This is a genomic window from Moritella sp. 28, assembly GCF_018219435.1.
Classification (GTDB): domain Bacteria; phylum Pseudomonadota; class Gammaproteobacteria; order Enterobacterales; family Moritellaceae; genus Moritella.
Window position 1 is genome coordinate 930,829 of sequence record NZ_CP056121.1, and the last position, 15,540, is coordinate 946,368.

Sequence of the window (15,540 nt, forward strand, 5' to 3'; positions counted from 1 at the left end):
CTATTATTTTAGTAAGTAAATTGAATGACTACTTTTATCGGGCAAAGGGATCTAGCCATGAATAAATCGTTTAGTGCTGCATTATTATTTCTTATCTTTTCATTATCGACTCAAGCCGCTACCGCTGTTACGATCGCGTCTCTACGCTCTGCAATTGCAATGCATGGCGAGCCTGCTTACGGTAAAGACTTTACCCATTTCGATTATGTTAACTTAACGGCGCCACGCGAAGGTACGTTACGACGTGCTGCTATGGGCAGTTTTGATAACTTTAATGGTTATATTGTTAAAGGCGTCTCGGGGAGTGGTACCGGATATTTATTTGATACCTTGATGCTGCAAAGCAGCGATGAAGCATTTACTTTATATGGTCTGGTGGCTGAATACATCGAAGTGCCAGAAGATCGTAGTTGGGTTCGTTTTCATTTAAACCCCAAGGCTCGATTTTCTGATGGGTCTGAGTTAACCGCAGCGGATGTGAAATTTACCTTTGATATATTGATAGAGAAAGGTGTCCCGCAATTACGCGCGCAATACAAAGACGTCACCAGTGTTGAAATCGAAAGTAAATCCGTTATTAAATTTAATTTAAAAGACAGCAAGAATAAAGAGTTAGCCTTAATATTGGCAAAACTACCTGTGTTTTCTGAGAAAGACTGGCAAGGTAAAGATTTTGCGAAAGCGACATTTAATGTACCACTCGGTTCTGGGCCTTATACGATGAAGGCATTTGATGCGGGTCGTAGTATTGAATATCTACGTAATGATAATTATTGGGCGAAAGACTTACCCGTAAATCGCGGCCGTTATAACTTTAAACATATTATTTTTGATTATTACAAAGATGGCAGTATTGCTTTTGAAGCATTTAAAGCCGGTGACGTTGATTTTAGAGCTGAGAATATCTCTAAACAGTGGGCTACGGGTTATCAAGGTAAGCAATTTACTTCTGGTAACATTATCAAGGAAGAGATCAAACATCATAATCCACAAGGTATGCAGGCATTTTGGTTTAATTTACGTAAAGACAAATTTAAAGATCCCAATGTACGTAAAGCATTAGGCTTAATGTTTGATTTTGAATGGACAAATAGAACGTTATTTTATGGTGCGTATAAGCGCTCGGATAGTTTTTTTAGTAATTCAGAACTCGCAGCAAGGGGTATCCCTGAAGGGGACGAGTTGGCCCTGCTGACGCCTTTTAAAGCACAATTACCTACAGAGTTATTCACCCAAATGTATACACTGGATAAAACCAAAGGCGATGGTCGTGTACGCAGGCAACAACGTCAAGCTATTCGCTTGTTAAAGCAAGCAGGCTGGACGTTGAAATCAGGTAAAATGGTGGATGCTAGCGGTAAACAATTAAGTTTGGAGTTTTTGGTTTATAGCCCATCATTTGAACGTATTATTCAGCCATTTCGTAAAAATTTACAACGTATCGGTGTCGCCTCTGAGATCCGTATTGTTGATGTGTCGCAGTATGTGAATCGATTGAATAATTTTGATTTTGATATCTATACCTTGATACAAGCACAAAGCCTCTCTCCAGGTAATGAACAGTTAAGTATGTGGGGCAGCGAGTTTGCCAATGTACCTGGTACGCTCAATCGTATTGGCTTACAAGATCCGGTTGTTGATGCGTTGGTGGCTAAGGTAATTAATGCCGCTGACCGTGACAGTTTGATTACTGCGACGAAAGCGCTTGATCGGGTTTTATTGTGGAAAAATTTGGTGATCCCACAATGGCACATTAGCAGTTACCGCGTAGCATATTGGCAGCAAATACAGCGTCCGACACAGTTACCTAAGTATGGTTTAGCCATTGATAGCTGGTGGCAAAAAGACAGCGCTAGCAGTAAAGGGAACTAGGTAAATGTGGATCTATATACTGCGTCGTTGTTTGTTAATGATCCCGACACTGTTGGGTATTATCACTCTTAATTTTATTATCATCCAAGCGGCGCCGGGTGGACCTGTTGAGCAGTCGTTAGCTAAATTACAAGGAATAGAATCGTCAGCAACCAGTCGTGTTGACGGTAATAGTCAGGGTGAAGTGAAAGTTAATTTAAATCATGATAGTGGTAATCAGTATCGTGGCGCACAAGGTATTGATCCTGAATATATAAAAGAGTTAGAACGGTTATATGGATTTGATAAGCCTTTGTATGAACGCTATTGGTTGATGCTTAAAAGTTATTTACGATTTGATTTTGGCGATAGTTTTTTTCGCGATAGCTCTGTTATTGATCTCGTATTGGATAAGTTACCTGTGTCTATTTCATTAGGCTTGTGGACCACGATCTTGGTGTATCTTATTTCGATACCTTTGGGGATAAAGAAAGCCATCTCACACGGCTCATTATTTGATGTGTGGAGTTCGAGTGCAGTGGTGATTGGTTTCGCGATACCTAACTTTTTGTTTGCGCTATTACTGATTGTGGTATTTGCGGGGGGCAGCTATTTTGATTGGTTCCCTTTACGTGGGCTCACTTCTGCTAACTTCGATGAATTAACGACCTTCGAGCAAATTAAAGATTATTTCTGGCATTTAACCTTACCTATTGTGGCCTCAGTGATCAGCAGTTTTGCGACCTTAACCTTGCTGACCAAGAATACATTTTTAGATGAAATTAATAAGCAATATGTGGTCACGGCGAGAGCCAAAGGATTGACCGAAAATAAGGTCTTATACGGACATGTATTTCGCAATGCGATGTTATTAGTTATAGCTGGATTACCGGCAGCGCTGATCAGTATTTTTTTTACAGGATCCTTGATGATTGAAATTATTTTCTCGTTAGATGGACTTGGGTTATTGGGTTTTGAGTCGGTGATTAATCGTGATTATCCGGTGGTGTTTGGTACCTTGTATATTTTTACGCTAATGGGACTGATTATTAAGTTAATCAGTGATGTTACTTATATGCTGATTGACCCACGAATTAATTTTGAGGCGCAATCATAATGGGCTGGATCGCAACGTGGCATCGCATTAAACAAAATCCGATGAATCTAAATCGTTGGCAAACCTTTAAACATAATAAACGTGGTTATTGGTCGCTATGGTTGTTCAGTGGGTTATTCTTATTGAGCTTATGTGCCGATATTATTGCGAATGATAAGCCGTTATTAGTACGCTATAAAGAAAGTTATTACTTACCTATTTTATATAATTATAGCGAGTTGGAATTTGGTGGTGAACTCGATATTCCCGCAGATTATCGTGATGAATATATTCAAGAGATTATTTTAGAACAAGGAGAAATGTGGTGGCCTTTGATCCGGTTTAGCTATGATACGTTTAATTACAATTTAACGGTACCCGCACCATCTGCGCCGGACAGTCAAAATTTATTAGGCACCGATGATCAAAGTCGTGATGTATTAGCGCGCCTTATTTATGGCTTTCGTATATCAGTGTTGTTTGCGATTACTCTGACCATATTTAGCACTATCATAGGTGTAGCCGTGGGCGCGACACAAGGCTACTTTGGTGGTCGTATAGATCTTTATGGCCAGCGTTTTATCGAGATCTGGTCAGGCTTGCCTATGCTGTTCTTGTTAATTATTTTAGCCAGTTTAGTGCAACCTAATTTTTGGTGGTTGTTGGGTATTATGCTGCTATTTAGCTGGATGGCATTGGTAGATGTGGTTCGAGCCGAATTTTTACGTGGTCGTCATCTCGAATATGTCATTGCAGCGAAAGCGCTGGGGCAATCTCACCGTGCGATTATGTTTAAACATATTCTGCCTAATGCCATGGTGGCTACGATGACTTTTATGCCGTTTATCTTCACAGGTGCATTGACCACATTAACCTCGTTAGATTTTCTTGGTTTTGGTTTAGAAGTAGGGTCACCTTCGTTAGGTGAGTTAATTAAGCAAGGTAAAAATAATTTACAAGCGCCTTGGTTGGGGATTACTGCGTTTGTGTCTATGTCGGTAATTTTGGTGTTATTAGTCTTTATTGGAGAGGCGGCGCGTGATGCGTTTGATCCTCGTAAGGGAGCGTGATGAATAACGCTGAAGCGAAACCGCTGGTACTTGAAGTCAATGATTTATCGATTAGTTTTGGTCAACAACAAGTCGTTGAGCACGTCTCGTTTAATATTGAGAAAGGTAAAACATTTGCGCTGGTGGGTGAAAGTGGTTCAGGTAAATCAGTGACTGCATTATCTATTCTGCAGTTATTACCGTTTCCTGCGGCGAGCTATCCCGCGGGCAGTATTAAGTTGATGGGTAAAGAAGTCATAGGCAAAGACCGGGCTGTGATGCAATCGCTACGTGGTAATATGGCCAGTATGATCTTCCAAGAACCAATGACCTCGCTTAATCCTTTGCATACCATTGAAAAACAGATATCAGAAATACTCTTCTTACATCAGGGACTCAATAAAAAATCAGCCCAGTTACGTTGTCTTGAATTACTCGATTTAGTCGCGATACCTGAACCCAAAAAACGATTAGACGCTTATCCGCATGAATTATCGGGCGGTCAGCGTCAACGTGTGATGATTGCCATGGCGTTAGCGAATGAACCAGATTTATTGATTGCAGATGAGCCGACAACCGCGCTCGATGTTACTGTGCAATTACAAATTTTGGAATTGCTAAAATCATTACAAGCTAAATTGGGAATGGCAATATTAATGATCACCCATGATCTGAATATCGTTAAACATTTGGCCGATGACGTGGCAGTGATGAAACAGGGGAGAATTGTGGAGACGGGTGCTGTTGAACGTATTTTTTCAGACCCTCGGCATACTTATACCAAAACCTTGTTGGATGCTGAACCACAACGTGACATGCCTACGTTGATATCTACAAAACCGTTATTACAGATCAAAGATTTCAAAGTTTGGTTTCCACTAAAAAAAGGGCTTTGGCAGCGTACTTACGATCATGTTAAAGCCGTTGACGGTGTCTCGTTGCAATTAAATGAAGGTGAAACGCTTGGTATTGTTGGGGAAAGTGGTTCTGGTAAAAGCACCTTGGTACTCGGTTTATTGAGGTTGATTGAGAGTGAAGGAGATATTTATTTTAATGGTACTAATCTGCAAAGACTAAATTTGACCGCTATGCGCGTTTATCGTCAGTCGTTACAAATCGTCTTTCAAGATCCGTTTGGTAGCTTAAGCCCGCGTATGTCGGTACGTCAGATTATCAGTGAGGGTTTAGAGGTGCAGGGTAAGCACAGCGATGCTGAAATAGAAATAGCGGTTAAGCAAGCCTTAGTTGATGTTGCGCTACCTGCGGATGCCTTAGCGCGTTATCCGCATCAATTTTCGGGAGGACAACGTCAACGTATTGCTATCGCACGTGCCTTAGTACTAAAGCCAAAAATATTAATTTTAGATGAGCCTACATCTGCATTAGATCGGACGGTACAAAAACAGATCTTAGATTTATTGTGTCAATTACAGCAGCAGCATCAATTAAGTTATATATTTATCACCCATGATTTAAGTGTTGTACGGGCTGTGAGTCATCGTATATTAGTGTTGAAAGCGGGTAAGGTTGTTGAAGAAGGTGAAACAGAATCGGTCTTCAATCAACCGCAACATGCTTATACGCAAGCATTATTGTCGGCAGCGATGTATTTTAACTAAACGCCTTCAAATGTAACACTTTAGTAATAGTAGAATGGCGTTAGAGTATGAAGCATGTTAGTTTCTTAAATGCTCCATGCCCATACTCTATGTTATTTAAATAAAGGATTATAGATGTCATCATTTTTAAGCCACTTTTACCAGTTTCTGCTGCGTGAACAACAGACTGACGATGATAAAATTAAAAGCATGGGCGTGATCACCTTTGCTTTAGTCGGGATGATTGTTGGTGGCTATAGCGCGATCAAATGGAACAATTTAGAGGTGGCAGCGCTCGTGACGACGTCGGTTATTATGCTGATCGGCTTCTTAGGTAGTATTAGCTTAGTTAAACTGGCTGTTAATCCTATTGTTGCGGGTAACGTCATGCTGTTTGGTGGCATGATTCATTTATCCAATCTGATGTTTCAAACTGGCGGGGCTGCTTCTCATTCAATTATGTGGGTTGCTGCTATGACGATTTTTGCTTATTTATTAATTAATGCGAAATCAGGTTTTTTCTGGTCGCTGATCATGCTCTCCGTTTATGTGGTGATGGTGGTGATGGATTATACGGGTTATGAACTACCACAATTGGTTTTATCGGCCAAAGATGCCAAGGTTGAGCATTATTCTGCTTTGCTTTTACCACCTTTGGCTATTTGGTTCGCTAACCACTACAACAGTAAGTTACGTGACAAGGCCATTACTAGTAATAATACGGCGCTTGAAGCGGCCGAATCAGCCTCTCATGCTGCGGAGCAAAGTCGTGAAGAATTACAGCAATTATTTAATCAAGTGAGTGAGACTGTTATTCAATTGGTACAGACATCAAATGACTTAACCAGCCATTTAACAGAAATGTCGAAATACGCAAAAGACATTGATGATGGTGTTGGAGAGCAAGTATCAGCAACTGGGCATATTAATGAATTACTGCAGCATACAGCATTACTCGTTGGTGATGCCAGTGACATTATTCAAACGGTAAGTAATGATTCGCAACGTGTTGAAGATCAAGCTGACAATAGTTCGGTGGCGATGACTGCTACGATTACTTCTATGTCTGATATTAAAGAGAGTAATGACGCGATTGAAAAGGCAATAATGGTGATCACCGACATCGCAAATCAAACTAATTTACTTGCACTCAATGCCGCGATTGAAGCCGCGAGAGCGGGCGAACTTGGCCGTGGATTTGCGGTTGTGGCAGATGAAGTGCGTAATCTATCAAAACGCAGTACGGAATCAGCCAATGAAATTAAGCTGCTAATTGAAAAAAGTTCATCCGATGTAAACAATGGTTATGAAGCCGTTGAAACGAATGCTGAAACATTCGCTGAAATTATTGATGCGGTAACTAATATGAGTGGTCAAATTACATGTGTGACAAGCAATGCTGTGAATACTAATGAAAATATTACGGGTGTATTGTCTGCAAGTGAAAAAGTAACATTGGTCACTAAGACGAATGAGTTGAGCGTAAAAGCGATGAATAAGAGTATTGCTGAGCTGCTGCAAGTCAGTGATGAATTAAGCGGTATGTCTATACGGCTTGTTGCTATGGTAAACAGTCATTAGCGATATTCGTTATTGATATTAGTCTACAAACACAAAAAAGCTCACTGCTAGTAGTGAGCTTTTTTGTAATTCTGAATGCTGTTTTTCTAAAGCGCTAACCCTAAGTTAGAGTGAGATAACCAAGCACGCCGGCATTGAAAAGCCAAATACGATGTATCACACCTGCTTGACCAATAAAGTGGTCGGCTGTTTCGATTTTCTAATTTTAATATAGCGTATTAATTTTAATATGCAACTATTGATAATGCATTTTAAGGCGTTTATTTTTAATGATTGTTAATATAGTGACCTTGATCGTTAAGATTAGTGTGAATTACTGTTAAATTAAACCGACTAACAAAGCGATAAGTTTAGAGTTGAAATGGATGTTTTCTCTAATTTGATCATGTTTGAAATAATTGCAAGATAAGGATATCAAATGCAGTTGCTTAAAATAATCGTGATGATGACAGCATTATTACCGGCATTAGCGATAGCGAATAATTGTGCTATTTTAGTAAAACTTACGTCACCTTATTTACAAAATAAACCAATTTATCTGGATGAAATATTATCACAGCCCATCGTTAATAATCAGTTATGCCTTAATAACAGCGATATTGCGAATAGCACTGAAGCCTATTATTTGGAACTCTTTTCAAGTAATGGTTTGAACCTCGAATCTTTATTTATCTTTCCTGAATATATACAGGGAGATGTGATTACAATTACCACCGCGGATTTACTGACTAATTTTTGTCGTCAATGTAATGATCTCCGTCATTATAGGCAGTTTGTTAATTCACCTCGGGTTAAAACTATCGCCACTGAGATGGATGCTATTGCCGCTAAACAGCCCGATGTGATTATATTTGACGTCATTAAGCGGGTATTTCAACAGGCATTATTAGATCTGTATAACGAAGGCATTCTTCAGGGCTCGGATGAGGCGTCTTTAGAGAACCATCAGACTAAAAAAACGGATGCTGTTGATAAAGACAGACAGGATAAAATGGAAAATAAAGATAAAAACTTCCGATTACCACCCCATTTCTTACCTGTTTATGACGGCGCAGCATTACAAAATTTTGTCCCAGAAGGTTTGCATCTTAATCGTATAGAAAGTTTACCATTAGCCAGTTATAGTGTGGATGCAAGTGCTGCTTCTGTACTTGAATTTTATCAGTCTTATTATCCTGATTATGAAAGTATAGGTTTTGGTAATTTTGTTCTTTTGGTGAAAGATAAATTACCATTTGAAGGATATAGCCCTAAGTATATGGCGATACCACACATTGTTATATCTGAAGATCCGTTAGGAAAAGGTAAAACGATTTTACAGATCACTTATCGACCTGATGATGAAATTAAAGGGAGACGTGTAATGGTTTTTAAACCCGTTACGTGAGCTATTCGACTTTCATGCCATAAGGTATCTTGCGTTATCGACAGGGTTAAGCTAATCGCTATCCCCTGTATTATTCCGAGTAATAATCCCAACAAAATATAAATTGGCAGGGATAAATTTATCGTTTGTTCGGGAATGAAAGGCGGTGTAATTATTTTAACTGTATTTGTCGACTCAAATTCGCTGAGATCATAACTAATTGATACCATTTCATAGCGCGTGAGTAGATTCTGATAAAACGTGTTTGTTGTCGTGAAATTACGTTGTAATTGTAGTAACTCTTGTTCAACAATTGAATACTTATTTTGATTTTTTTGGAAATATGCATGCTGCTTTTCTAATGTTTTCAATTCTAACTTTATTTTCATGATGGTGTTTCTATAGTACTCATAATCATCTAGTTCATTCAGTAATAACGGTGTTACCTGGGTTGTTAATGCTTGATGTGTAAGTCGCGTAATACGGTTTAACAGTAAATCTAGCGCTTGCTGGTTTTGTATTTTAGATTGGAGTTCTTGTCTTTGCTCTTGTAGACGAGATATCTGTCGGTTTGTTGACTTAACTTGCGAGTGTTGTTTTGTGTAATGTGCTAATTGTTGGATTTTTAATGTTTCGAGCTGTCTCATTTTATTATCAATAAACTGAGCTGCGGGATTGGTTAGGATTAGTTTCTTTGTTAATAGCGTTAACTTAGATTGTAGCAAGGCTAATGCTTGCTCTTTATCTTTCATCGTACTTGTGATGTGAATCTGTTCCGACTCTCTGGCAGCATATAACTCAGGAATGATGTCGGCATGTTTAAATTTATAGTCAAAAAGGGATTTTTCAGCTCGTAATAATACTTTATGTTGTTGCTTTAGTTGCTCAGCAAGAAAAATTTTACTGTTTAATGCGACATCTTGGTTGGGCTTAGTTAATCGTAAAATAAATTGATTACTGACCACGTCGAGTATCACGCTTAATTGTTGTGGATCCGGCCATACCATTTCAATAGTGACTAAGTCTGTCCCCGTGAGAAATAGCGTTAATGACGCTTTTATTTTCTCAACGATTGCTTGCTGCTGTTCTGTTGAATCACTTGATTTAATTAACCCAACTTGGCTTGCTACCTCTAATAATACTGACTTACGTTTAGCGAGAATATTAATGGTTTTAAATCGAGACTGAATATTAAGGGGCAGTGATAATTCGGCTAAGAACGGATTTAGCAGGTTGCGTTCTTGCAGTAAAATGGTGGTATGAGAGTGATAGCTATCTGGAATACTACGGCCAACTTGATAGCCAATCAGGGGCATAGTTAATATTGGGATCAGCAAGTAAATTCGTTTACGCCAGAAAATATCATAAAATCGATATAACCATGCCCACGCACTCATCTGTTGCTTGCTATTAGTTGATATGGTGCAATTAATAATGTTGTAAACAGTGCCATAAGTGATTGCCATCGATAAGAATTAAAATAGTAACAATACCAAAGTTGGTATTGTTACTATTTTAGTTAGCTGTTTGAATTATGGCAATATTCATGCTTATTTTGGATTATTTTTTCGCTTGAAGCGCTATATCACAGAGTGTTTTTATTCCTGTCAGTACGCGGGGAGAAAAACGGTGAGATACATCTGGATTAATTCTAAATATATTACCATCTTTAACCGCAGGGATGCTTTTCCAAGTTTGCCACTGTTGTAATTCACTGTCGTTGACTGTACCTGCGATGATCACCGCGGGTTGTTTCACGAGTACTTGCTCAATGTTGATCACTGGATAGGGAACAGGACTGTCACTGAATACATTATTAAACCCACACAGGGCGAATTGTTCTTGTAACCAAGGATCACTGGCTACTGTCATTAATGGCGTTGCCCACACTTGATAAAACAGATCTTGTTTGGGATTATTCTTATAATCTTCACGTAGTTGATCTAAGGCTTTAAGGTATCTATTGCTGACTGGGTTAGCAATCGCTTGTGTACCAAAGACTTCACCAAGATTTTGTATTTGTGTGGCAACATCGGCTAATCCCCCCGTTTTTGATGCATAGACGGGGATCCCAAATTTTTTGAGTTGGTTGATATCGGCCGCTGAATTGCCTTGTTGCCAGTAAATAATCATATCGGGCTCAAGCGCGAGTATCGTTTCGATATTTATTTGTTGCGAGCTAGCGACAATGGGCAATGCTTTGGCCTCTTCAGGATAATCAGAGTAAGCACTGACACCGATCAGCCTATCACCAGCACCGGCGGCAAAAACCAGCTCTGTAGTATGTGGTGAGAGCGATACGATACGCTGTGGGTACTTTTCTTGTTCTGGTAAAGGTAATGCTTGAACCGGTAATGATAATACGACAAGTGGGATGATAACTAGCGTAATGAGCCGTGCGTAAAAAGACATAAGTTCTCATGATGTTGGAAAGTAAAATTGACTATCGTAAGACTATCTAATTGAAATAAGCAGATAGATCGCGCTGATAAAAATTAACCAGACGAGTAATGCCCACGTCAGTTTTTGTTGTGCTCGGTTGATATCATCGCGCTGTGCGGGTTCGGTATGACCAAGCTGACTAAACCGGTACATTGTACCTTGGTATTTTCGTGGGCCACCTAATTGAATTGCGAGACTATAGGCAAAACTTGATAATAAAAAGCCGCTGCTAAAGTGATGCCATTTCTTTGCCTGTTTGTTTAAATTTGCTAACGGACTTGTCGCACGTTGTAAGCTGCGTAATGTGCATCCGAGAATGATATGATTAGGCGCTGAAAGTAAGTGTAGTAAGAATGCTGCAGGGCGGCCAAAATGACGATTAACGGCTAGTTTACTATTCCAGTTATGTGCCATTAGTTGAATTACACGATAAATAATCGCGGCCCAGATACCAACGCTGATATACCAAAATATAACGGCAAACCACTGATAGCTATTACGTAGACACAGGTTTTCAATACTGGCTTTATGCAAACCGAGCAAGGATAACGGGTCTAAATCGCGTAATGTCCGAGGCTGTATTTGGCTTATGATAGTTTGTTTTTCGAGGTTACCTAAATCAATTTCAGGTAAATTTATTTTTTCCCATTGCAATAAACACAGTAATAGTACGAACTCAAATAAGATGGGTTCAATCACAATAAATTGAATGACGGCTGCGATAATTAAGATAAATCCAAGCATGGTGATGAGCGCAAGGTTACCTGCAATATATTGTTGCTGGTGGCTGCGTTGTGCATTATTTACTTTATCCGCAATGGCGTTAAAGAATAGGTTTAAAAGTTGCGTAGGGTGAAAGTGAGGTGGGCAGAGTGGTAAGCGTGCGATGACGACTGCAGTCAGCAATATAAACACTGACTGCAAACTGGTCCAATCCATGACCAAGTTCATGTTATTTTAACTCGTGTAACATGTTTACTACCATTGCTGATGAGTTCTTCGCGGCAACAACCAGGTATTCTTCAAATGATGTTGGAGATTCTTTACCTGCAATATCTGATAATGAACGGATCACAACAAAAGGTACGTCAAACTGGTGACATGTTTGCGCAATTGCTGCTGCTTCCATTTCTACTGCTGCCATTGTAGGGAAGTTAGTACGTGCTTCTTCTACTTTTTTCGGATCAGCCATGAAGCTATCACCAGTGCAAATTAAACCTTCGATAGTTTTAATGTCGCTGTCTGCTGAGATCGCTTTTTTAGCGGCTTCAACAAGACGTGGCTCAGGGATATAAGCAGCAGGTTTTTGTGCACATTGACCTATTTCGTAACCAAACACAGTTAAGTCAACGTCGTGGTGACGCACTTCACTTGAGATCACTACATCACCAATTTTAAGCGTTTTATCGTAACCGCCTGCGGAACCGGTATTGATAATGTAATCAGGTTTGTAATGTTCAAGCAGTAATGTTGTCGCTACAGCTGCAGCAACTTTACCAATACCTGATTTACTTAAAATTACATCATGACCTGCAAGTGATCCGCTATAGTATTCACAGCCAGCTTGAGTAAATGTTGTTACGTTTTCTAGTTGTTCGCGCAGGATCTCAACTTCCTGCTCCATTGCACCAATAATACCAATTTTCATCGTTGTCTCTAATCTATCTCGAAAAATGTAATGCTAGCACAGTTTTGTTGCGGTATGAATTGGTCACCAAGGTATTAATTAAAAGAAACACCTAAGCCAAACGTAAGTCGAAAGTCATTTTTTTCTAATGGAGAGCCATCAATATCGGGTGGGGGATTATTGATTCGGACCCAGAGAAATGTAATTTCGAAATCAAGTACATCAGTGAGCTCAATATCAAAGTTTAATTTCGTATTTTGTCGGAGTCCACCAAGGTCAGATTCTGTTGCCATCAATTTATAACTTAATTCCAAATCAATCTTGTCATGTATTTCACGTTCATAATCGAGACCGAAGGATAGAGCGAGGCTGGCATCACTTTTATTGAGTTCTGCATCAGTATGTTCATATTTCGTATATAAATAAGAAGGACCTAAGTTCATTTCCAACTCTTGCTCGCCGTCGTCAATAAATTGATAACCGATACCCATACCGAGATCGATCTGGCTGTTTACATTTTGTAGCGGATCGCGATATAAGTTTAAATCAATTGGTCGGAAAAAAAGATCTTTATCACTATAAACATCGTAGGTCATTAGGAAACGATGGCTCTCATCGGTTTGCACATTATTGGTCTCGCCAATGATCGCGGTATATGAGGTTTTAATTCGTGATGTTGTGGTGTGACGAGAAAACTCAACATTGGTATTATATTCTAGTTTATTGGTATTACCAGAGCTTAGGTTTGCCCCTAAGGCTACCTTACCTTTCCAGATATTGGTACCGGTTTCGGGGCCTGCGATCAGGGTCATAAGGTCTTTTTGATTAATTTTATGTTGACGATTGTTACTGATCGTCATTACACCATTTTCAAGTGCAATCGTACCTGTGATAACCCTCCCGTTAACGGTTAAAATGGTAAATAATTGGCGGCTATTAATACGGCTAATGTCTTTCCATTTAATTTTTAAATCGCCGAGGTCATCGCTATCAAAAGCAAGTTTGTCATTATAGAGATCTTCAATTTTCCCAATTAAGAATTCTCCCGATTTTAACCAGACCCAGTCTTCATCTGTACCTAAGCTATCCGCGAGGATGATTTCTTGACTATTTTCAGTGGTGGTAACCGCGTCTGTATTCACGGAGATATTGGTCTCAATGCTCGTCGGCTCGGTAACAGGGAGGGGGGATTCTGTTTTAATATAATCGCCTAAAATTATCTCTTGCGCAGCAAAGCTCGGTACGCTAACTAGCATACTTAAAAAAGTGAAAGCGATTCTGAGTCTAATCAACTTTAATTTCGTTGTTCTGAGGGCGTTAAGCGAATTCATTATTACCTAATATTAAGCCATTGATGTCTTTAAGGTGACGGATATAATATAAAAAATCAGTCTATAATTAAATATATTGTCGATTTTTATAGCTTAAAATAAAGAATAAAAAAACGCCAACATTAATAATGCTAGCGTTTTTAATTAGATATGTAATTTCAAGCGTTTAACTCTTTAATCTTTAAACGTCTAAGTAGTCGAGTATTGCCTCGGCAGCACGGCGACCTTCATCAATCGCTGTTACGACTAAATCTGACCCTCGAACAGCATCTCCGCCAGCAAAGATTTTCGGATTTGCGGTTTGGAATGGGAAGTCGCTTTGTTCTGGTGCAATAATGCCATTCCAGCTATTTGTTGTTACACCTTCATCCAATAACCATTGTGCCGGATTTGGTTGGAAACCAAATGCTTGAATAACCGCATCGGCTTTTAGCACGTGCTCAGAACCAATCACTTGTTCGGCACGACGACGACCTTTTTCATCTGGCTTACCTAAACGGGTTTTCACCATTTTAACGCCTGTGGTTTTATCGCCAACAACTTCAATATCAAGTGGTTGTAAATTCCATAAGAATTTAACGCCTTCTTCTTTGGCATTTTTAACTTCGCGCTTAGAACCTGGCATGCTTATTTCGTCTCGGCGATAAGCACAATAAACGTTTTTAGCACCTTGACGAACCGCAGTTCGAACACAGTCCATCGCCGTATCACCACCACCAAGGACAACGACCGTTTTACCTTTTAAATTGATAAATTCATCAGCACTTTTTTCAAAGCCGAGTTCATTATTCGTATTTGCAATCAGGTAAGGTAGGGCGTCATAAACACCTTGTGCAGCCCCGTTGTCAAAACCACCATTGATGTATTTATACGTACCAACACCAACAAATACAGCATCATACTCTGCCACTAATTGACTGAATTGAATATCTTTACCAATTTCAGTGTTAAGGCAAAATTCGATACCCATTTCTGTGAATACTTCACGGCGATGAGTCATTACACTTTTATCAAGCTTAAATGCTGGAATACCAAACGTTAATAGACCACCGATTTCTGGGTTACGGTCATAAACGACGGGTGTTACACCATTACGCACTAAGATATCTGCAGTGGCAAGACCAGCTGGACCCGCACCGATAATAGCCACTTTTTTATCATTGCGAACAACCTTAGACATGTCTGGGCGCCAGCCCATCTTAAAGGCTTCGTCGGTAATGTATTTTTCAACATTACCAATAGTAACCGCACCGAAATCTGTATTTAGTGTACAAGAACCTTCGCATAAACGATCTTGTGGGCAAACTCGACCACAAACTTCAGGTAAGCTGTTGGTTTCATGACAAAGCTCTGCAGCTTCAATAATACGACCTTCTTCAACCAATTTTAGCCAGTTTGGAATGTAGTTATGTACAGGGCATTTCCACTCACAGTATGGGTTACCACATTCTAAACAACGACCCGCTTGCATTTTTGCTTGGTTCGCTGTAAACGGTTTATAAATTTCGATAAAGTCCACTTTACGGATCTTTAACGCTTTTTTATCTGGATCAATGCGTTGTACATCGACAAATTGAAATACATTATTACTCATGATCC

12 protein-coding genes are annotated in these 15,540 nt (G+C 39.5%); 6 read left to right on the top strand and 6 right to left on the bottom strand.

All coding sequences use genetic code 11. The features are described from left to right. The first annotated feature begins 57 nt into the window (after positions 1 to 57). From HWV02_RS04290 to HWV02_RS04315, 6 genes are all read left to right on the top strand, one after another. A complete protein-coding gene (locus tag HWV02_RS04290; protein WP_211689790.1) occupies positions 58 to 1,872 on the top strand; it encodes an extracellular solute-binding protein in 1,815 nt (604 codons plus the stop codon). Positions 1,873 to 1,876: 4 nt separating this feature from the next. After that, the gene (locus tag HWV02_RS04295) at positions 1,877 to 2,968 is read left to right on the top strand and encodes a microcin C ABC transporter permease YejB (protein WP_211678602.1); all 1,092 of its coding nucleotides are present in this window, start codon (positions 1,877 to 1,879) and stop codon (positions 2,966 to 2,968) included. 26 nt (positions 2,969 to 2,994) lie between these two features. Then, on the top strand, positions 2,995 to 4,017 hold the full coding sequence (locus HWV02_RS04300) for an ABC transporter permease (RefSeq protein WP_304610891.1): 1,023 nt from the start codon (positions 2,995 to 2,997) through the stop codon (positions 4,015 to 4,017). Next, on the top strand, positions 4,017 to 5,615 hold the full coding sequence (locus HWV02_RS04305; protein WP_211689792.1) for an ABC transporter ATP-binding protein: 1,599 nt from the start codon (positions 4,017 to 4,019) through the stop codon (positions 5,613 to 5,615). The genes HWV02_RS04300 and HWV02_RS04305 overlap by 1 nt, the downstream gene beginning before the upstream one ends. Before the next feature lie 114 nt (positions 5,616 to 5,729). Beyond that, the gene (locus tag HWV02_RS04310; protein WP_211689793.1) at positions 5,730 to 7,175 is read left to right on the top strand and encodes a methyl-accepting chemotaxis protein; all 1,446 of its coding nucleotides are present in this window, start codon (positions 5,730 to 5,732) and stop codon (positions 7,173 to 7,175) included. Between the two features lie 418 nt (positions 7,176 to 7,593). Beyond that, entirely contained in the window at positions 7,594 to 8,562 is a 969-nt protein-coding gene (locus tag HWV02_RS04315; protein WP_211689794.1) for a hypothetical protein, read from the top strand. Here the strand turns inward: HWV02_RS04315 and HWV02_RS04320 are convergent. The 6 genes from HWV02_RS04320 to HWV02_RS04345 all read right to left on the bottom strand — a co-directional run bounded on the left by HWV02_RS04320 (position 8,502) and on the right by HWV02_RS04345 (position 15,535). Then, positions 8,502 to 9,938, bottom strand: a complete 1,437-nt coding sequence (locus HWV02_RS04320; RefSeq protein WP_211678607.1) for a polysaccharide export protein — start codon at positions 9,936 to 9,938, stop codon at positions 8,502 to 8,504. The genes HWV02_RS04315 and HWV02_RS04320 overlap by 61 nt on opposite strands. Before the next feature lie 163 nt (positions 9,939 to 10,101). After that, positions 10,102 to 10,953, bottom strand: coding sequence for a cobalamin-binding protein (locus tag HWV02_RS04325; RefSeq protein ID WP_211689795.1), 852 nt, complete (start codon positions 10,951 to 10,953; stop codon positions 10,102 to 10,104). Between the two features lie 42 nt (positions 10,954 to 10,995). Further along, positions 10,996 to 11,922, bottom strand: coding sequence for a cobalamin biosynthesis protein (locus HWV02_RS04330; RefSeq protein ID WP_255547062.1), 927 nt, complete (start codon positions 11,920 to 11,922; stop codon positions 10,996 to 10,998). Positions 11,923 to 11,935: 13 nt separating this feature from the next. After that, complete coding sequence (gene mtnN, locus HWV02_RS04335) at positions 11,936 to 12,631, bottom strand: 5'-methylthioadenosine/S-adenosylhomocysteine nucleosidase (protein WP_211678610.1); 696 nt, start codon at positions 12,629 to 12,631, stop codon at positions 11,936 to 11,938. A gap of 74 nt (positions 12,632 to 12,705) precedes the next feature. Next, complete coding sequence (locus HWV02_RS04340) at positions 12,706 to 13,902, bottom strand: YdiY family protein (RefSeq protein ID WP_255550594.1); 1,197 nt, start codon at positions 13,900 to 13,902, stop codon at positions 12,706 to 12,708. 220 nt (positions 13,903 to 14,122) lie between these two features. Continuing rightward, a complete protein-coding gene (locus HWV02_RS04345) occupies positions 14,123 to 15,535 on the bottom strand; it encodes an FAD-dependent oxidoreductase (protein WP_211678612.1) in 1,413 nt (470 codons plus the stop codon). Between the last annotated feature and the right edge of the window lie 5 nt (positions 15,536 to 15,540).

Coding starts and splice junctions, on each gene's coding strand:
- HWV02_RS04345 (WP_211678612.1), bottom strand. CDS start 15,535: ATGAGTAATAATGTATTTCAATTTGTCGATGTACAACGCATTGATCCA.
- HWV02_RS04330 (WP_255547062.1), bottom strand. CDS start 11,922: ATGGATTGGACCAGTTTGCAGTCAGTGTTTATATTGCTGACTGCAGTC.
- HWV02_RS04305 (WP_211689792.1), top strand. CDS start 4,017: ATGAATAACGCTGAAGCGAAACCGCTGGTACTTGAAGTCAATGATTTA.
- HWV02_RS04320 (WP_211678607.1), bottom strand. CDS start 9,938: ATGAGTGCGTGGGCATGGTTATATCGATTTTATGATATTTTCTGGCGT.
- HWV02_RS04325 (WP_211689795.1), bottom strand. CDS start 10,953: ATGTCTTTTTACGCACGGCTCATTACGCTAGTTATCATCCCACTTGTC.
- mtnN (WP_211678610.1), bottom strand. CDS start 12,631: ATGAAAATTGGTATTATTGGTGCAATGGAGCAGGAAGTTGAGATCCTG.
- HWV02_RS04295 (WP_211678602.1), top strand. CDS start 1,877: ATGTGGATCTATATACTGCGTCGTTGTTTGTTAATGATCCCGACACTG.
- HWV02_RS04290 (WP_211689790.1), top strand. CDS start 58: ATGAATAAATCGTTTAGTGCTGCATTATTATTTCTTATCTTTTCATTA.
- HWV02_RS04310 (WP_211689793.1), top strand. CDS start 5,730: ATGTCATCATTTTTAAGCCACTTTTACCAGTTTCTGCTGCGTGAACAA.
- HWV02_RS04315 (WP_211689794.1), top strand. CDS start 7,594: ATGCAGTTGCTTAAAATAATCGTGATGATGACAGCATTATTACCGGCA.